Source organism: Alphaproteobacteria bacterium (genome assembly GCA_035625915.1).
Taxonomy (GTDB): Bacteria; Pseudomonadota; Alphaproteobacteria; order JACZXZ01; family JACZXZ01; genus DATDHA01.
Genome location: DASPOR010000003.1, coordinates 1 through 15100 on the forward strand (window position 1 = coordinate 1; position 15100 = coordinate 15100).

A 15100-nucleotide genomic window follows, 5' to 3' on the forward strand; every position below is an offset into this window, starting at 1 on the left:
CCGCCGGTATCGTGAAGGCGTCGCCTGGTGAAAGGGGGTGGATGCCGTCGCAGCGCAGCGTTGCGGCACCGTCAAGCACGAACGTGAAGGCAAACTCTGCGTCGTGGGTACTGAGCGGCGTTTTTACGGTATCGCGTGGACGCACAACGCGCGCACCCGCAAGACCACCGGTCGCAGCCCCGATCCCCGTATTTCGGCATTCGAAACCGACGACGCGCCAGGGTCGCCAGCTTGCTATGTTGGCGATGTGGCGGACGAACCGCTGGCCGCCAAAATCCCGTGTCGGGTCCACGACCGGGGTTGGGAGTGTGAGTTCGTTGTCGGCAAAGGTCTCGTGCAGTGCTGGGCAGCCGATCTCGATTACTTCCAGGCCGGGGGAGCTTTCCAGTACGCGGTGACGGATGAGTGGGGGCTGCAGCACGCAATCACCGGCTTCGAGCACGAATGGCGGCCCTTGATCCTCGTAGACGACGCGAACCCATCCCTTACGGCAATAGATCATCTGGAAGCGCACATTGTGGAAGTGTACGTAATCGGCGACGGCCCCGCCGGCGCGGATCATGATATGGGAAGCGATGAAGCGGCCGCAGAGACGACCTGGAATGAGATCGCGATAGAACATGCCGGCACGGCCCGCACCCCATGCGGAACCTTCGCTCATTCGGCTAAGGACAAAGTGGGGATCGAGCGGTGGAATGACCAGGGCGGGCGCTGCATCGACGATTTCAATGTGCGTTCCGTTGGGTGCCTTGAGCACCCGGGCACCGTTCGCGACTTTATCCGGTTCGGGCGAGAGCAGGCGGATGGTCCCCGCCGCACAATCGCTGCCTCGCTCGAGCCGCAGGCGGAGCCCGAAGCCTGCGATGACCGCGACAGCCGGCGCGTCGGCGGGAAAGATCGCCTCAAGCCGGAAGCCGAGTGCTTGGGTGAAGAAATCTACCGTGGCGTCGAGCTCGACGCACGGCAGCACCACCTCCGCCGAACGAATTTGCGGGCCGCTCTCGGCTCCGATCATGGGGTCATCATAGTGATGGTGCGGGGCCTTGCCTACCGTTTGGGGTGCCGCCGTCGCGTTGGCGATAGGGCTCGCTCGCACGTCGTTGACGATGGCGACAAATTCCCGTCAATATCGGCGCGAGTTCGGCTCGCGACGGTTTCTCGTATCAGATGCAACCGTCACGTTATGTGGGTTGTCGGCTTTGGGGACTGGACGTTCGGACATGGTCAAGAAGGCGATCCTCTTCGGCAGCGATTTCGACGATCCTGCTCCCTTCCGCGCAGTCTTGGCGCGTGACTTCCCGAGCTGCGAATTTCGCGTGTGGCCCGACGCAGGTCGGATCGAGGACATCGAGTACGCGCTGATTTGGAAAATCGACGCCGGGGCGCTGCGCGCGCTTCCGAACCTCAAAGCGGTCCTAGCACTCGGCGCCGGCGTCGATCAAATCCTGAAGGACGGGACTTACCCGGCGCGCGTTCCGCTCTACCGCCTCCTCGATGCCGGGCTATCGGCGCAGATGAGCGAATATGCCATCTACGGTGTGCTCAACATTCACCGGCGCATGGACGAATACCGCGCTCAACAAGTGCAGCGCAAATGGCAGCGCCTCGACGCCGTGCATCCCTCGCAACGGACAGTCGGCGTGATGGGCCTCGGCGTGCTTGGCGCCGATCTCGCTCGCAAGCTCGGCATTCTCGGCTTCCGAACCCTCGGATGGAGTCGCACGCCAAAGGCGCTCCCAGAGGTTCAATGCTTTCACGGGGAGGACGGGCTTCGCGCGTTCTTGTCGAAATGCGATATCGTCGTCGTGCTCTTGCCGCTCACGCCGCAAACCCAAGGTATCGTCAATCGGACAACCTTGGCGCTTTTGCCGCCCGGGGCAGCCATCGTCAATATCGCACGCGGGCGACACGTTGTGGATGCCGATCTTCTTGCGGCCATCGGTTCCGGCCACATCAGCCACGCCATGCTCGATGTCTTTCACGACGAGCCGCTCCCGCCGGACCATCCTTTTTGGGGCCACCCGCGCGTCTTTCTGACTCCGCATATCGCGGCACAACCGATCGCCGAATTGGCCATGCGCCAAATCATTGAGAATCTTCGGCGGCTCGAAAACGGGGAACCGCCGATGGGCCGGGTGGACCTCGCAGCTGGCTATTGACCGCGGAGCCGAGCGGGCGCTTGATCATGAAGATGCCACGCAAACTATAATGTTTCATGCAGGCAGCCGGCTGATCGATTTCAGTACCCTCAAGAGAGGAGCGGGATGGGCAAGTCTTTGACCGACGCGCAAATCGCCGCCTATCGCGCGGATGGTTTCGTCTCGCGCATTCCCGTCCTTTCGCGGGACGAGGTTGAACTGCTCGCGCAACGCATTGTTGCGTTCGAGCGCCAGCATCCGGCCGATGTCGCCTGGGCGTTCGATATCAAGTGCAATCTGCTCCATGACTGGGTTGTGAAAGCAGGCACAGTCAAGTGGATGCTCGACACGGTCGAGGACCTTATCGGTCCAAATATCTTCATGACCGACGCGGTCTTTCGCATCAAGGAGCCTGGCTCCGACGTGCGCTATGACTGGCATCAGGATTCAGCCCGCATTCAGGTTGAGCCTTGCTTCGTGATCGGCTATCTGGCGGTGAGTCGTGCGACCGAGGCGAATGGTTGTCTGAAAGTGATTCCACGCACGCACACAACCGTGCAGCCTTTCTACGTGGTCGAGAACGCACCGGGCCAACCGAACCGCCGCGTGGCGCGCGCGGAAAATCCCGAGATCGACCGCGCAGTCCCGTTAGAACTCGAGGCCGGGGAAGTCGCGTTTTTCTCGAGCAACCTCATCCATGCGTCGGGCCCGAACCGCGCGCAGGATCGCCGGGTCGCGATCCTCTACGACTACACCGCCGCGCACGCGCGCCAGAACGTCGGACGCGGATCGGGGCAGCTCGTGCGCGGCCACGACCATTGGAATCACTTCGGGCATGAGCCGCTGCCGGGACCCGAATTCACGCCCGAGGTCGCGGCCATGCGACGCCGGTTTCTCCGCAACTATCCGGAAAATCCGCTGATGGGGCCGCGCGAGCCGGGCATTCCGATTCGCTTTCCAGATGCATTCACCGGGCCCTTTGCGGAGCGCGCATGAGCGTGCAGCGGTGGCGAGGTGTCTGGAAGTTCGCTTCGTTGCGAGGCGGGAGGGGCGGTGACGGATAATTACATTATCGACGTGCATCACCACATCCTGCCACCGGATTACATAAAGGTTGTCGGCGACGCGCGCATTGGCCCGCTCCTCGTGTCGGGACGTACGCCGGAATGGAATGTGAATCTCTCGATCGAAGCGATGGATCGGAACGGCATTGCCACGGCGATTACATCGATTTCAGCACCTGGACTATGGTTCGGCGACCGTGAGGAGACTCGTATTTTGGCGCGGCATTGCAACGATTACGCTGCCGCGATCCGCCGCGACCGCCCGGGCCGTTTCGGCATGTTCGCATGCCTGCCGCTTCCCGATGTGGAGGCGAGTCTCAAGGAAATCGATTACGCGCTCGACGTCCTGGATGCTGAAGGGATCGGCCTCTTGACGAGCTATGGCGATCGGTACCCCGGCGATCCCGCCTTTCAGCCGATCTTCGATGAGCTCGACCGCAGGAAAGCCATCGTCTTTTTCCATCCGACCGCCGCTCAATGCAGTCAGTGCCTAGAACAGATCCCCGCCGCCACGCTCGAATTCCCGTTCGATACGACGCGGGCGATCACGAGCCTGCTCTATGGCGGCACTTTCGCGCGCTGCCGGAACATCAGCTTCATCTTTTCCCATGCGGGCGGAGCTGTGCCGTTCCTTGCCGAGCGAATCGCCCGCCTCGCCGTCAAGCGGGAATTCGGCAGGCACGTGCCGGACGGTGTTGTTCCCGAACTTCAGCGCCTCTACTACGATACCGCCCTCTCGGCGAACCGCTACGCGTTCCGCTCGCTCCTCGAACTGGTGCCACCCGCTCAAGTCCTTTTCGGCAGCGATTATCCGTTTGCGCCGGAAGCCACGATGACGGCGACGATCCGCGAGCTCGGCAATCTCGGCCTGCGTCCCGAGGACCGGCGTGCCATCGAACGCGAAAACGCGCTCCGCCTATTGCCTCGAATGAAGAGCGCCTGACCCCCTGAGCGCACCCGTACGGCAGGCTCGCCAGATCTTCTCTGGCGTCGCGGGCATGTCGAGTTGGGTGCCGGGCGGCAAGGCGTCGAAGATCGCGTTCATGACGGCGGCAAGGGAGCCTGTCGTTCCCGATTCGCCGATGCCCTTGACCCCGAGCGGATTGGTGCGGCATGGGACGGCGTGAAGTTCGCCGCCAATCGATGGGATAAGATCGGCGCGCGGCATCGCGTAGTCCATGAACGACCCGCTCAAGAGCTGGCCGCTTGCGCGATCGTAGATCGCACGTTCCAGGATAGCTTGGCCGATACCTTGTGCGATCCCGCCTTGCACCTGACCTTCGGCAAGGACCGGGTCGAGTGCTGAGCCGCAATCGTCGACCGCCGTGTAGGCGACGACAGTTGCCATTCCGGTTTCGGGGTCGATTTCGACTTCGGCGATGTGGCAGCCGTTCGGATACGTCTGCTCGACCTCAACGGTCTCCCGGGTATCGAGATTTTCGACAGACCCGCCCCGCCCTGTCATGCTTGCGGTCCATTCGGCCAGTTCGAAAAGTGAGATCGCGCGATCGGTCCCGGCGACCCGGAAAGCGCCGTCGGCATACTCGATATCGCGCTCCGCTGCCTCGAGCACTTGAGAGGCGGCGCGCCGGCCTTTTTCGATTACGCGCTCGATCGCCTGGTGGACCGCCGTCCCTGCGGTCATCGTGGAGCGCGAGGCGACAGTGCCGAGGCCGGTGAGCCCAAGGCGCGTGTCGCCTTGCCAAAGGACGATCTTCGCCTCGGGAACGCGGAGCCGTTCCGCCGCTAACCGTCGAAGTACGGTGGCAATTCCCTGGCCGATGCCCTGCACGGTAACCCCTATCCGCGCGGTGCCGTCTCCAGGAAAAGCGATCTCGGCGGGCTCCTGCGGTTGACCGCCGGCATGCTCGAGAAAGCAGGAAACGCCGATGCCGCGCCGAAGGCCCGTAACTTCGGATTGGCGGCGGCGCGCCGTAAACCCGGCATAATCCGCACGCAGGAGTGCCTTTTCGAGGATCGCCTCGAACTCGCCGCTGTCGTAAATCGTTCCAACGGGTGTGCGATATGGCATCATGCCTGGCGCGATCAAATTTCGTCGCCGTAGCGCAATCCGGTCGATGCCGGTCACGCGCGCCGCCTCATCGACCAGGCGCTCCATTGCATAGTTTGCTTCGGGCCGCCCGGCACCGCGATAGGGGCCGACGGGCAGGGTATTTGTGAACACGCATTGCACGCCGACATCGACTTGCGGAATGCGATAGACGGTCGGAAAGCAGCGCGCGAAGTTGAAGGTCGCAATGAAGGCACCGACCGAACTCAGATAAGCGCCCATGTTGGCGATCGCCTTCACGCGGACCGCGAGGAACTGTCCTGCACCGTCGAGCGCAAGCTCGGCCTCCGTGAAGGTATCGCGCGCCTGATTGTCGCTTACGAATGCCTCGGAGCGAGTCGAGGGCCAGCAGACCGGCCTTCGGAGCTGGCGTGCCGCCAGGAGCAAGGCGATATATTCGGGATAGGCCCCGGACTTCATGCCGAATCCGCCGCCGACATCGCGTGTGACGACGCGGAGTTTTTCGGGCTCCAATGTCATGGCCGCCGCGATTTGATCGCGCAGGATGGCGGCCCCCTGGGAGCCGCAATAGAGGGTGAATTCGTCGTTTGCCTCATCATAGGAAGCGCAGGCCCCCCGCGGCTCAAGCGAGGCGACGACGATGCGTTGATTTTCGAGGGCTATGCGAACCACATGGGAGGCCGAGGCGAAGCTCCTCGAGATCTCATCTGGCTTCGACACGCCACCCGCGACGCCGATCGACCAATCGACTGCGAGGTTGCCTGGCGCCTCGGGCCAGAGCTGCGGGGCGCCGGGCGCCAGCGCTTCGCGCAGATCGGTGACGGCCGACATGACGTCATAATCGACGGCGACGGCCTCGGCCGCGTCGAGCGCCTGGGCGTGGGTTTCAGCGACCACGAGGGCGACTGGCTCGCCAACGTGCCGGACCCGGTCCCCGGCAAGTGCGGGCCGACGTGGCACCGCGAGCTTCGAGCCATTGCGACCGGGAAACGGCCGCGCGGCGCCGACATTTCCCACACCGGCCGATGCCATGTCAGCCGATGTGAGGATTGCGAGGACACCTGGCATGCTGCGCGCTGCGGCGGCGTCGAGAGTGCGGATGCTGGCGGATGCGTGGGGCGAGCGGACGAAACTTCCGAATGCCGCACCGGCAAATCGCAGGTCATCGGTGAATTGGCCGCGCCCCTCGAGAAGTGCTGCGTCCTCGATCCGGTAGCCCTTTGCCATTTCAGTACCTTCATCGACATTGGCGGTTAGCGCGTCTTCGCTTGCGGCATCCCGATTTTCGTGAACTTCGCAGCACGCGGATGCTCGGGAGGCGGGGTTGCTTAGCACGGAAGCGTTTTCCCGGTCACGCGGCGAAAGGCCCATCTTCACCACACTAGGCAATCCGGGTCCGCTGGCGCACAATAGTCGGGAAAATGAATTGGGGTTCCAGGGCACTCGAAGTTCATGGCGGACAACAAAGGCGAGACGCTCTATCGAGCGTCGGTGACGGAAATCGTCGGACGTTTCGCAAAGCGTGAGTCGTTCAAATCGGCGGTCGAAGCATTGCTCGCTGCCGGATTCGAGCGTACCGATCTTTCCGTTCTCGACAGCCACGACACACTCGCGGCCGCGGACGGCCGCGCCGAGGGCTGGCGGCGCACGCTTGCCGGCCTTGTCGGCGAAGTAAAGTATCTCGAGCCGATCACGGCTGCGGGCCTTATCCTGCTTGCATCCGGGACGATCGGCGCCGCCATCGCAGGCGTGATCGCGGCCGGACTCGGCAGCATGGCGCTATACGAGCTGCTGGGCGAGGTTCGGGCGACGCCGCATACGCGCGAATTCGCCCAAGCGCTCGAAAAAGGCGACGTCCTCCTTTGGGTGCGGGCCGAGACGCCCGAGCGCCGCACGCGCGCAACGGAGATCTACGCGAAGTTCGGCGCCGCCGACGTCCACACGCACATCAGGGAGACGCGCGCAGGTCCAACTCGCTAGCGCTTTCCCGACCCTCGAACACATCAGTACATCATCGATGAAACGGAGGAAATATTGCCCGTAGTGTCCGGAAAGCGCGCTTTCCTCGAACTTTTGAAGCAGGAAGGGGTTGAATTCCTGTTCGGTAATCCCGGAACCACGGAACTGCCGCTGATGGACGCACTCGCGGCCGACAACGAGATACGCTATGTGCTCGGCCTCCAGGAAGCGACGGTGATGGCGATGGCGGACGGATACGCCCAAGCATCCGGTAAGCTGGCCGTCGTCAATCTTCACGTAACACCCGGGCTCGGCAACGCGATGGGGATGCTTTACGACGCCCAGAAGGCGGGCGCACCGATCCTTGTAACGGCCGGTCAGCACGAACAAGGCTTCAATGTGACCGAACCGATCCTCTGGGGCGACTTGCCGCCGATCGCGCGCCCGCTTGTCAAATGGTCGAGTGAGGTGCATCGGCTGGCCGATCTTCCACGACTCGTGCATCGTGCGGCAAAGACCGCCCTTGCGCCGCCGACCGGTCCGGTTTTTCTCTCGCTTCCCGGCGATATCCTCAACGCGGAAGGCGACCTCGATCTTATGGCGCCGACGCGAGTCGCCCCGCGGCTTCGTGCCGATCGGGCGGCGATCGATGCGGCAGCAACACTCCTTGCGAAGGCCGCTCGCCCGCTTATCATCGCGGGCGATGCCGTGGCGCAGAGCCGCGCTCATGCCGAGATCGTGGCCCTCGCGGAGTTGCTTGGTGCGCCCGTTTACGCGGAAGGGATCGCGAATACGGCGTCGTTTCCTGCGTCCCACCCGCTTTTCCGCGGCAACATGGCGCGGCTCGCACCCCTCATTCGCAATGTCCTCGTTCAACACGATCTGCTCGTCTCGATCGGGGGCGATCTCTTCACGATGTCGCTGCCGTCCGATGTGGAGCCGATGCCACGCGGCATGCCGATCGTCCATCTCGACGTCGACGCGTGGGAACTTGGCAAGAACTATCCCGCGACCGTGGCCCTCCTTGGGGATCCGAAGGCGACGTTGCCCGAGCTGACGAATGCCGTCGCGGCACGGATGACGAACACGGAAAAGGCGCGCGCGCATGAACGCTTCGAAGCTGCGAGCAAGGCGGCGCTTGCCGAGCGGGATGCGCTCAAGTCGAAGGCGCGAACGGAAGCCGAGGTATCGCCTGTGCGCGCATTGAGCCTCATCGCTGCGATCGCCGAGATGCTCCCCAGAGACGCGGTCGTGGTCGAGGAAGCCATATCGTCGGCCGCCGGGATTCGGCAACTTCTTCGCAACGATGACGAGCAAAGCTTCTTCGGCCTGCGTGGCGGCGGGATCGGTTGGGGGTTGCCGGCAGCAATCGGCGTGAAACTCGCACTCCCGGATCGACCCGTCGTCGCCCTCGTTGGCGACGGCAGCGCCATGTACACCTGCCAATCCCTGTGGACGGCGGCTCACGACAAGATCGGCGTCGTCTTCGTGATCCTCAACAACGCGTCCTATCGCATCCTGAAGCAGAGGGTGAACGCGCTTCGCGGTCACGCGGCGCAGACCGACATTTATGTCGGCATGGACCTCGTCGATCCGGCGATTGATTTTGTCGCCCTCGCGCGTTCGCTTGGGGTCGCTGCTGAGCGCGCGAGCACGGTTGCCGACGCTCTTGACCTCCTGCGCCAGGGCCTAGTCAGCGGCGGCCCGGCGCTGATCGACGTGACGCTCGACAACACCTTCAAACCGGTCTGAATGCCGGGTGCCGTCGATTGACCGGATAGGCGCTTTGTGCAAGCCTCGATGACAAAGGGCTTCGTCATCAATTCTAGCGCCGCAACGCAGGCACGTTTGATAAGCCCACCGCCCCGGGGGAATGCCGCTGTGACCAAGCGACTGAGTGAAAAATCGGGAGCTACGCGCCGCGTGCTTCTAAAGCGCGGGGCCGGTGCCGTTGGATTGGCGGTCCTCGGTGCGCCGTGGACCGCGCGATTTGCCGGCGCGCAAGGCAGCGGGTTCGACTGGAAGCGCTACAAGGGCGAACATCTCGAGGTGTCGCTCACGAAGGGGCCGCGCGGCGATCTTCTTCAGAAGTATCGCGGCGAGTTCGAGGACCTCACCGGCATCTCCGTCGGCGACGAGCAGATTCCGGAGCAGCAGCATCGACAGAAGGTGGCGATCGAGTTCACCTCCGGCAAACCGAGCTTCGATGTGGTGACGGTCGCCTACCACGTGCAAAAACGCCTTTACGGGAAAGGCAAATGGCTGACCGACGTTCGGGACCTGATCAAGGATCCGAACATGACCAGCCCGGAATTCGATCTGCCGGATTTCGCCAAGGGCGCGATGGACTACGCAACCCAAGCAGACGGCCGGCTCGACACGCTCCCCCTCAACCTCGACTACTTCCTGATCTATTGGAACAAGGAGCTTTTTGCCGCCAAGGGGCTCGCCTACCCAAAATCCTTTCCCGAGATCGTCGAGACGGCAAAGATACTGAACGATCCGAAGGCGGGAATTGCTGGCTTCCTCGCACGCGGCCTCAAAAATGCCAATGTCGTGGTGTGGACGAATTTTCTCCTCGGCTGGGGCGTCGATCCGATCGATCGCGACCTCACGATGCACACCGATGGAAGCGAAGCCATCGACGCCGCCAAGATGTACCAGGCCGTCACCAAGGATTATGGACCGCCCGGCGTTGCAGGCTTCAACTGGAACGAATGCCAATCGAGCTTCGTGCTCGGCCGTGGTGCGATGTGGGTCGATGGCATCGGATTTGCGCTTCCGCTTGAGGACAAGGCGAAATCGCGCGTCGTGGGCAAGGTGGGCTACGGCGTGATGCCACCCGGGCCAAAGGCGCAGCATTCGGCCCTCTTTGGCGACGGCATCGGGATTCCCGAGGGGGCCAAGAAGACGGGGCCGGCGTGGCTCTATTGCCAGTGGGCCACAAGCAAGAAGATGGCCGAGCGGCAGATCGAAGGTGGATTCGGGGCACCGGGACGCTCTTCGGCTTACGCGGCGGCTGGCACCTCCAACAGTCTCAGCGCGCCGCGCGAATGGCTCGAATGCATGCAAGCCTCCATCGAGATCGCGCGCCCGGGCCTGCCCGAGATCATCGAGGTCACGCAGTTCCGCGACATTTTCGGCGTAGCGCTCACGAACCTCGTGACTGGCGGCGATCCTGCGACCGAGCTCAAGAAGGCGACCGAGCAGTTCAAACCGATCCTGGAGAAGTCGGAAAAAACCTGAGTGTCGAAATGGCGGACCTGCGCGCGCACGGCGGGATAAGCGTCGGCATCGATGGCGTCGTCTCGGGCCGGGAGAGCGCTTCTGCGGGTCGCGGCCCGAGGCCGCACAGGCAGTGGAGCCGCGGCCGCTACATTCCCTTTGTCCTGCCGGCACTTGCCATAACGTTGGCAGTCATCGTCTTTCCATGGTTGTTCACAGTTTTCATGAGCGTGCACGATTGGCGAATCAATCAGACGTTCACCTTCGTGGGATTCGCCAACTACCTGAACCTCGCAAGCGATGAGCGCTTCATTAGCGCGCTCTGGCGCACGCTTTACTACGGTGTCCTCGCCGTCATCATACCGGTGATATTCGGCACCTTCGCTGGCGTGATTTTCCACAAGCGCTTTCCCCTACGCGGATTTTTCCGCGGTGTCTTCATCCTGCCAATGATGGCGACCCCGGTTGCCGTCGCCCTCGTCTGGACGATGATGTTTCACCCACAACTCGGCGTGCTCAACTATCTCCTGGGCCTCGCGGGCATTCCGCCGCAGAACTGGGTTTACGCGCCCGACACGGTGATCCCAAGCCTTGTCGCGGTCGAGATTTGGCAATGGACGCCGCTTGTCATGCTGATCGTACTCGGCGGGCTCGCCGCGCTACCGACCGAGCCTTACGAATCGGCGCGCATCGACGGTGCGTCTGAGCTGCAGATGTTCCGGCACATCACCCTGCCGATGCTCCTGCCCTTCATTATGGTTGCGGCGATCGTGCGCACGATCGATGCCGTCAAGGCGTTCGACACGATCTTCGTCATCAGCCAGGGCGGGCCGGGCACATCGTCGGAGACGATTAACATCTACCTGTATCTTCAGGCATTCGCCTTTTACAACGTGGGCTACGCCTCGGCCATCGTGGTCGTGTTCTTCATGCTGATCGTGGCACTATCGCTCGCTCTTCTCTACATGCGGCAGAGGACGCAATGGATGTGACCGGATCGCGCCCAACGCCGGTCAAGATTCCACTTACGGCCCGGCAACGTGTCGGCCGGATGTGGGGGAGGCTTGCGTTCGCCTTCGCAGTATTCGTCATCGTTTCTCCCGCCGCCCTCGTCTTTTTGTGGATGCTGTCGCTCGCCGTGAAGACCGAGGTTGAGAATATCGCTTATCCGCCGATCTTCATTCCGCAGACGCCGACGCTCGACAATTTCGTCGAAGTTTTTCGCGCGAGCCCGTTTGCGCGCTATACCCTCAACAGCGTCGTCGTCACCGGCTGCGCAACGCTCCTGGCGATTGTGGTCGGCGTCCCCGCGGGGTACGGCATTGCAAAAGCCAAGGCGACGAAGCTCGCGGTCACGGTCCTCATTGCCCGGATCACGCCGGGTTTGAGCTACCTCATTCCGCTCTTCATCATGTTCCAGTGGCTCGGCTTGACCGGAACGCTCGTTCCGCTCGTAATCACGCACCTCGTGATCACGGTGCCCGTCGTGATCTGGATCATGATCGGGTTCTTCGAGTCGCTTCCGAAGGATCTGGAGGAAGCCGCCTTCATCGATGGCGCTTCCCTGTGGCAAGCCTTCTTGTACATAGCACTTCCTCTCGCAAGGCCGGGGATCACGGTTGCGACCGTGCTGTCGTTCATATTTTCCTGGAACAATTTCATCTTCGGCGTTGTGTTGGCGGGGCGCGAAACCCGCACTTTGCCGGTCGCCGTTTATAACGTGCTCACCTTCGAGCAGATTTCTTGGGGTCCGCTCGCAGCGGCCGCACTCATTGTGACACTGCCGGTCCTGATCCTGACAATCGTGCTCCAGCGCGAAATCGTCGCTGGACTGACGGCAGGCGGGGTTAAGGGCGGCTGAATGTCTTCGACCGCAGCGATCGATCGCGGCCATCGGTTTCGACCGAACCTTGCATGCCTGCGCGCGGCGGGCCATGATCGGCCCGTATCGAATTCGCTCTTGCGGCAAAATGAGGTCACCGATGCGGCCAAACAATGTCAAGACGGTCTGGAGCAATGGTAGCGCGGTCATCAACGGGTGGCTCGGCATTCCAAATAGTTTTTCCGCCGAGGTCATGGCGACACTCGGATGGGACTCGCTGGTAATCGATCTCCAGCACGGCCTCATCGATTATCAGGCGGCCGTGGTTATGATGCAGGCGATCTCGACGACAAGCGTGACCCCACTCGTCCGCGTGCCCTGGAACGATCCGGCGATCGTCATGAAATGCCTCGATGCAGGCGCTTATGGGATTATTTGTCCGATGATCAATAATCGCCAGGAGGCTGAGCGTTTCGTGGGGGCGTGCCGCTATCCCGCGAAAGGATATCGAAGCTCGGGGCCAATTCGCGGGCTCATCTACGGGGGCAATGACTATCAGGCGAAATCCGACGAGACGATCCTCACCTTCGCGATGATTGAAACCGCTGATGGCGTGAAGAACCTCGACGAGATCTGCACCACGCCGACACTCGACGCTCTCTATATCGGGCCGAACGACCTCTCGCTCGCGCATGGCGGCAAAGGCGGGCTCGACCAGACCGATCCCAAGATCGTAGCAATCATCGACAAGATCCTCGCGGCTGCCAAGCGCAACGGCATTAAGGCTGGCATCCACACCGGAAGCGTTGCCTATGCGAAGGCAATGATTGCGAAGGGCTTCGATCTTGTGACCGTGCTGAGCGACAACCGAATCATTGCGCAGTTCGGCAAGCAGATCGTCGACCAAATGCGCGGCAGCGCGAGCGAAAAGGGGCCGGCGGGCACTTATTAGGCGGGCATTGATTACCCAAGATGGAGTCCTGCCGACGCCGTTCGTATCGCGGCCGCCTGCGATTGACTCGCCAATATGCGAACGCTAACGTCCGGCCAACAATGAATCAAAATTCGGGAGGCGCCTGATGTCCCGCCGATTCGTATTCGGTTTCGTCGCCGCAGTTTTTGTTGTAGCGAATGCGGCGGTGCGGGCCGTCGACGCACCCAGCGAAATCAAGATCGGCACGCTTTATGCGTCTTCGGGCGCTTTCGCGGCAATTTCGATGCCGGTCCATTCCGGCCTGAAGCTGTGGATTGACCAGAAGAATGCGGAAGGTGGGCTTTTCGTGAAGCCCGCCGGCAAGAAGATCCCGATCAAGCTGGTAGCCTACGACGACCAAAGCAACACCGCGACCGCGGCGACGCTATACAATCAGCTCATCACCCAGGACAAGGTCGACATTCTCGTTTCGGATTCCGGCTCGGTCCTGACCTCGGTCGCCGTGCCGATCGCGCGCGACCACAAGATGCTTCTGATCGACCAGACCGGAACGGGCGCTAATTTCTTCACGAAGGACAATCCCTACATCGTCCTCATATCCGATCCGGTCTCGAGCATCTGGCCGAAATACGTTGCCGATTTCCTGACCAAGGACGGTCCGCAGCTCGGGATCAAGCGCGTCGCCATCATCTACTCGACGAACGATTTCACCGGCACGCAGGCGACCGCCGTGCGCGGTTTCATAAAGGACAGCGGAGCGCCCGTCGAGATCGTCTACGACAACGGCGTGCCGACGAATACATCGAGCTACACAGTGCTTCTCAATAACATCCAGGCGGCGAATCCGGACGCAGTCGTCGCCCTCGGCTATCCAAACAACGACATCTCTTTCCTTCGGAACGTCCAGGATGGCGGCATCAAGTTCAAGTGGCTATTCAGCATCTATGCAGGGCTCGAGACCGAACATCTTTTGAAGACGGTGGGTGCGAAGGGATTGGAATACGTTTACACCTACGTACCGTCCTCGGAGATCGAGTACAAATCCGAGTTCGGGATGTCGCTCCAGGAATTTCGGGACGCTTGGAACAAGAAGTACGGCGAGGGCACGGTCGAATTCGGCTTCAATTCGGTCGCCGGTTATACGACGGGCCTCGTGCTCGAAAAGGCGCTCGCTACAACCGAGAGCCTCGACCAGCTCGAGCTTCGCAAGGCCATCTTCGGCCTTTCGGGCAAGCTCAAGACCATTGACGGCACCTTCGAGCTCGACGAGACGGGCGCGCAAGTCGGCGAGATCACCCCGCTTGGCCAAATCGTCCCCGACGGCAAGGACGGCATCAAGTTCGTGACGATTTACCCGCACGAGGTCGCGACCGGAAAGCCGGTCTACCCGGCACCGTGAGTGCCGCCGTCGGCGAGGTCCGGCGCATCTTACCTGCCGGTCCGCCCATGACGGTCGGGCGCTGAACGATGCTGGCATACTCGATCCTCGCGGGCCTCGTATTCGGACTCTATTTCAGCCTGGTCGGCCTCGGCCTCAACCTCGTCTTCGGCGTCATGCGCATCGTCAACCTGGCGCATGGCGACTTCCTGATGCTCGGCGCGTTTGCCGCCTACTGGCTCTTCAACCTCTTTGGCATCAATCCACTCGCCGCGGCCATTGTGGCGTTCGTCTTCTTCGCGATCCTGGGCATTCCGCTCTATTACGCCGTCGTTCCGCGCCTTCTCAAGGCGAAGGACCCGGAGATGCTGTCGATCATCCTCTTCTTCGGCCTCTCGCAGATGATCGAGGCTTTGGCGACGATCGCATTCGGGCCCGGCGAGCGCTCGATCCCGGGGAAGGTCCTTGGGAGCGGCCCTGTCGGTATTTTCGGTCAAAGCCTGCCGTCGGCCTGGATCGTGAGCGGCGTGGCAAGCGGTGTCGCGGTA

The 15100-nt window shown here is 62.0% G+C and carries 13 protein-coding genes; 11 read left to right on the forward strand and 2 right to left on the reverse strand.

Translation table 11 applies throughout. The features are described 5' to 3' along the window. The coding region (locus VEJ16_00195; protein ID HYB08072.1) for a cupin at window positions 1–1015 on the reverse strand (1015 nt) is incomplete at its 3' end. A gap of 205 nt (window positions 1016–1220) precedes the next feature. Between VEJ16_00195 and VEJ16_00200 the strand changes: the two genes are divergently transcribed. The 3 genes from VEJ16_00200 to VEJ16_00210 all read left to right on the forward strand — a co-directional run bounded on the left by VEJ16_00200 (window position 1221) and on the right by VEJ16_00210 (window position 4145). Then, entirely contained in the window at window positions 1221–2159 is a 939-nt protein-coding gene (locus tag VEJ16_00200) for a glyoxylate/hydroxypyruvate reductase A (GenBank protein HYB08073.1), read from the forward strand. A gap of 105 nt (window positions 2160–2264) precedes the next feature. Beyond that, complete coding sequence (locus tag VEJ16_00205; protein ID HYB08074.1) at window positions 2265–3134, forward strand: phytanoyl-CoA dioxygenase family protein; 870 nt, start codon at window positions 2265–2267, stop codon at window positions 3132–3134. A 57-nt stretch (window positions 3135–3191) separates the two neighbouring features. Next, entirely contained in the window at window positions 3192–4145 is a 954-nt protein-coding gene (locus VEJ16_00210) for an amidohydrolase family protein (GenBank protein ID HYB08075.1), read from the forward strand. Here the strand turns inward: VEJ16_00210 and VEJ16_00215 are convergent. Further along, window positions 4119–6461, reverse strand: a complete 2343-nt coding sequence (locus VEJ16_00215) for a xanthine dehydrogenase family protein molybdopterin-binding subunit (GenBank protein ID HYB08076.1) — start codon at window positions 6459–6461, stop codon at window positions 4119–4121. The two genes, VEJ16_00210 and VEJ16_00215, sit on opposite strands and share 27 nt — an antisense overlap. A gap of 225 nt (window positions 6462–6686) precedes the next feature. Between VEJ16_00215 and VEJ16_00220 the strand changes: the two genes are divergently transcribed. From VEJ16_00220 to VEJ16_00255, 8 genes are all read left to right on the forward strand, one after another. Next, window positions 6687–7214: a hypothetical protein gene (locus tag VEJ16_00220; protein HYB08077.1), complete on the forward strand. Its 528-nt coding sequence runs from the start codon at window positions 6687–6689 to the stop codon at window positions 7212–7214. Between the two features lie 63 nt (window positions 7215–7277). Then, window positions 7278–8945, forward strand: coding sequence for a thiamine pyrophosphate-binding protein (locus VEJ16_00225; GenBank protein HYB08078.1), 1668 nt, complete (start codon window positions 7278–7280; stop codon window positions 8943–8945). 129 nt (window positions 8946–9074) lie between these two features. Continuing rightward, window positions 9075–10439 (forward strand): extracellular solute-binding protein, encoded by a 1365-nt coding sequence (locus VEJ16_00230; GenBank protein ID HYB08079.1) that lies wholly within the window; start codon window positions 9075–9077, stop codon window positions 10437–10439. Window positions 10440–10447: 8 nt separating this feature from the next. Continuing rightward, entirely contained in the window at window positions 10448–11410 is a 963-nt protein-coding gene (locus tag VEJ16_00235; protein ID HYB08080.1) for a sugar ABC transporter permease, read from the forward strand. A gap of 59 nt (window positions 11411–11469) precedes the next feature. Next, window positions 11470–12279, forward strand: coding sequence for a carbohydrate ABC transporter permease (locus VEJ16_00240; protein ID HYB08081.1), 810 nt, complete (start codon window positions 11470–11472; stop codon window positions 12277–12279). A gap of 121 nt (window positions 12280–12400) precedes the next feature. Beyond that, on the forward strand, window positions 12401–13192 hold the full coding sequence (locus VEJ16_00245) for an aldolase/citrate lyase family protein (protein ID HYB08082.1): 792 nt from the start codon (window positions 12401–12403) through the stop codon (window positions 13190–13192). Between the two features lie 127 nt (window positions 13193–13319). Next, window positions 13320–14573, forward strand: a complete 1254-nt coding sequence (locus VEJ16_00250; GenBank protein HYB08083.1) for an amino acid ABC transporter substrate-binding protein — start codon at window positions 13320–13322, stop codon at window positions 14571–14573. 68 nt (window positions 14574–14641) lie between these two features. Next, window positions 14642–15100, forward strand: a 459-nt coding sequence (locus VEJ16_00255; GenBank protein HYB08084.1) for a branched-chain amino acid ABC transporter permease, incomplete at its 3' end; no start/stop codon positions are given.

Excerpts from the sequence above, each read along its gene's own strand:
- VEJ16_00200 (HYB08073.1), top strand. The coding sequence starts at position 1,221 with ATGGTCAAGAAGGCGATCCTCTTCGGCAGCGATTTCGACGATCCTGCT.
- VEJ16_00205 (HYB08074.1), top strand. The coding sequence starts at position 2,265 with ATGGGCAAGTCTTTGACCGACGCGCAAATCGCCGCCTATCGCGCGGAT.
- VEJ16_00215 (HYB08076.1), bottom strand. The coding sequence starts at position 6,461 with ATGGCAAAGGGCTACCGGATCGAGGACGCAGCACTTCTCGAGGGGCGC.
- VEJ16_00220 (HYB08077.1), top strand. The coding sequence starts at position 6,687 with ATGGCGGACAACAAAGGCGAGACGCTCTATCGAGCGTCGGTGACGGAA.
- VEJ16_00235 (HYB08080.1), top strand. The coding sequence starts at position 10,448 with ATGGCGGACCTGCGCGCGCACGGCGGGATAAGCGTCGGCATCGATGGC.
- VEJ16_00240 (HYB08081.1), top strand. The coding sequence starts at position 11,470 with ATGTGGGGGAGGCTTGCGTTCGCCTTCGCAGTATTCGTCATCGTTTCT.
- VEJ16_00245 (HYB08082.1), top strand. The coding sequence starts at position 12,401 with ATGCGGCCAAACAATGTCAAGACGGTCTGGAGCAATGGTAGCGCGGTC.
- VEJ16_00250 (HYB08083.1), top strand. The coding sequence starts at position 13,320 with ATGTCCCGCCGATTCGTATTCGGTTTCGTCGCCGCAGTTTTTGTTGTA.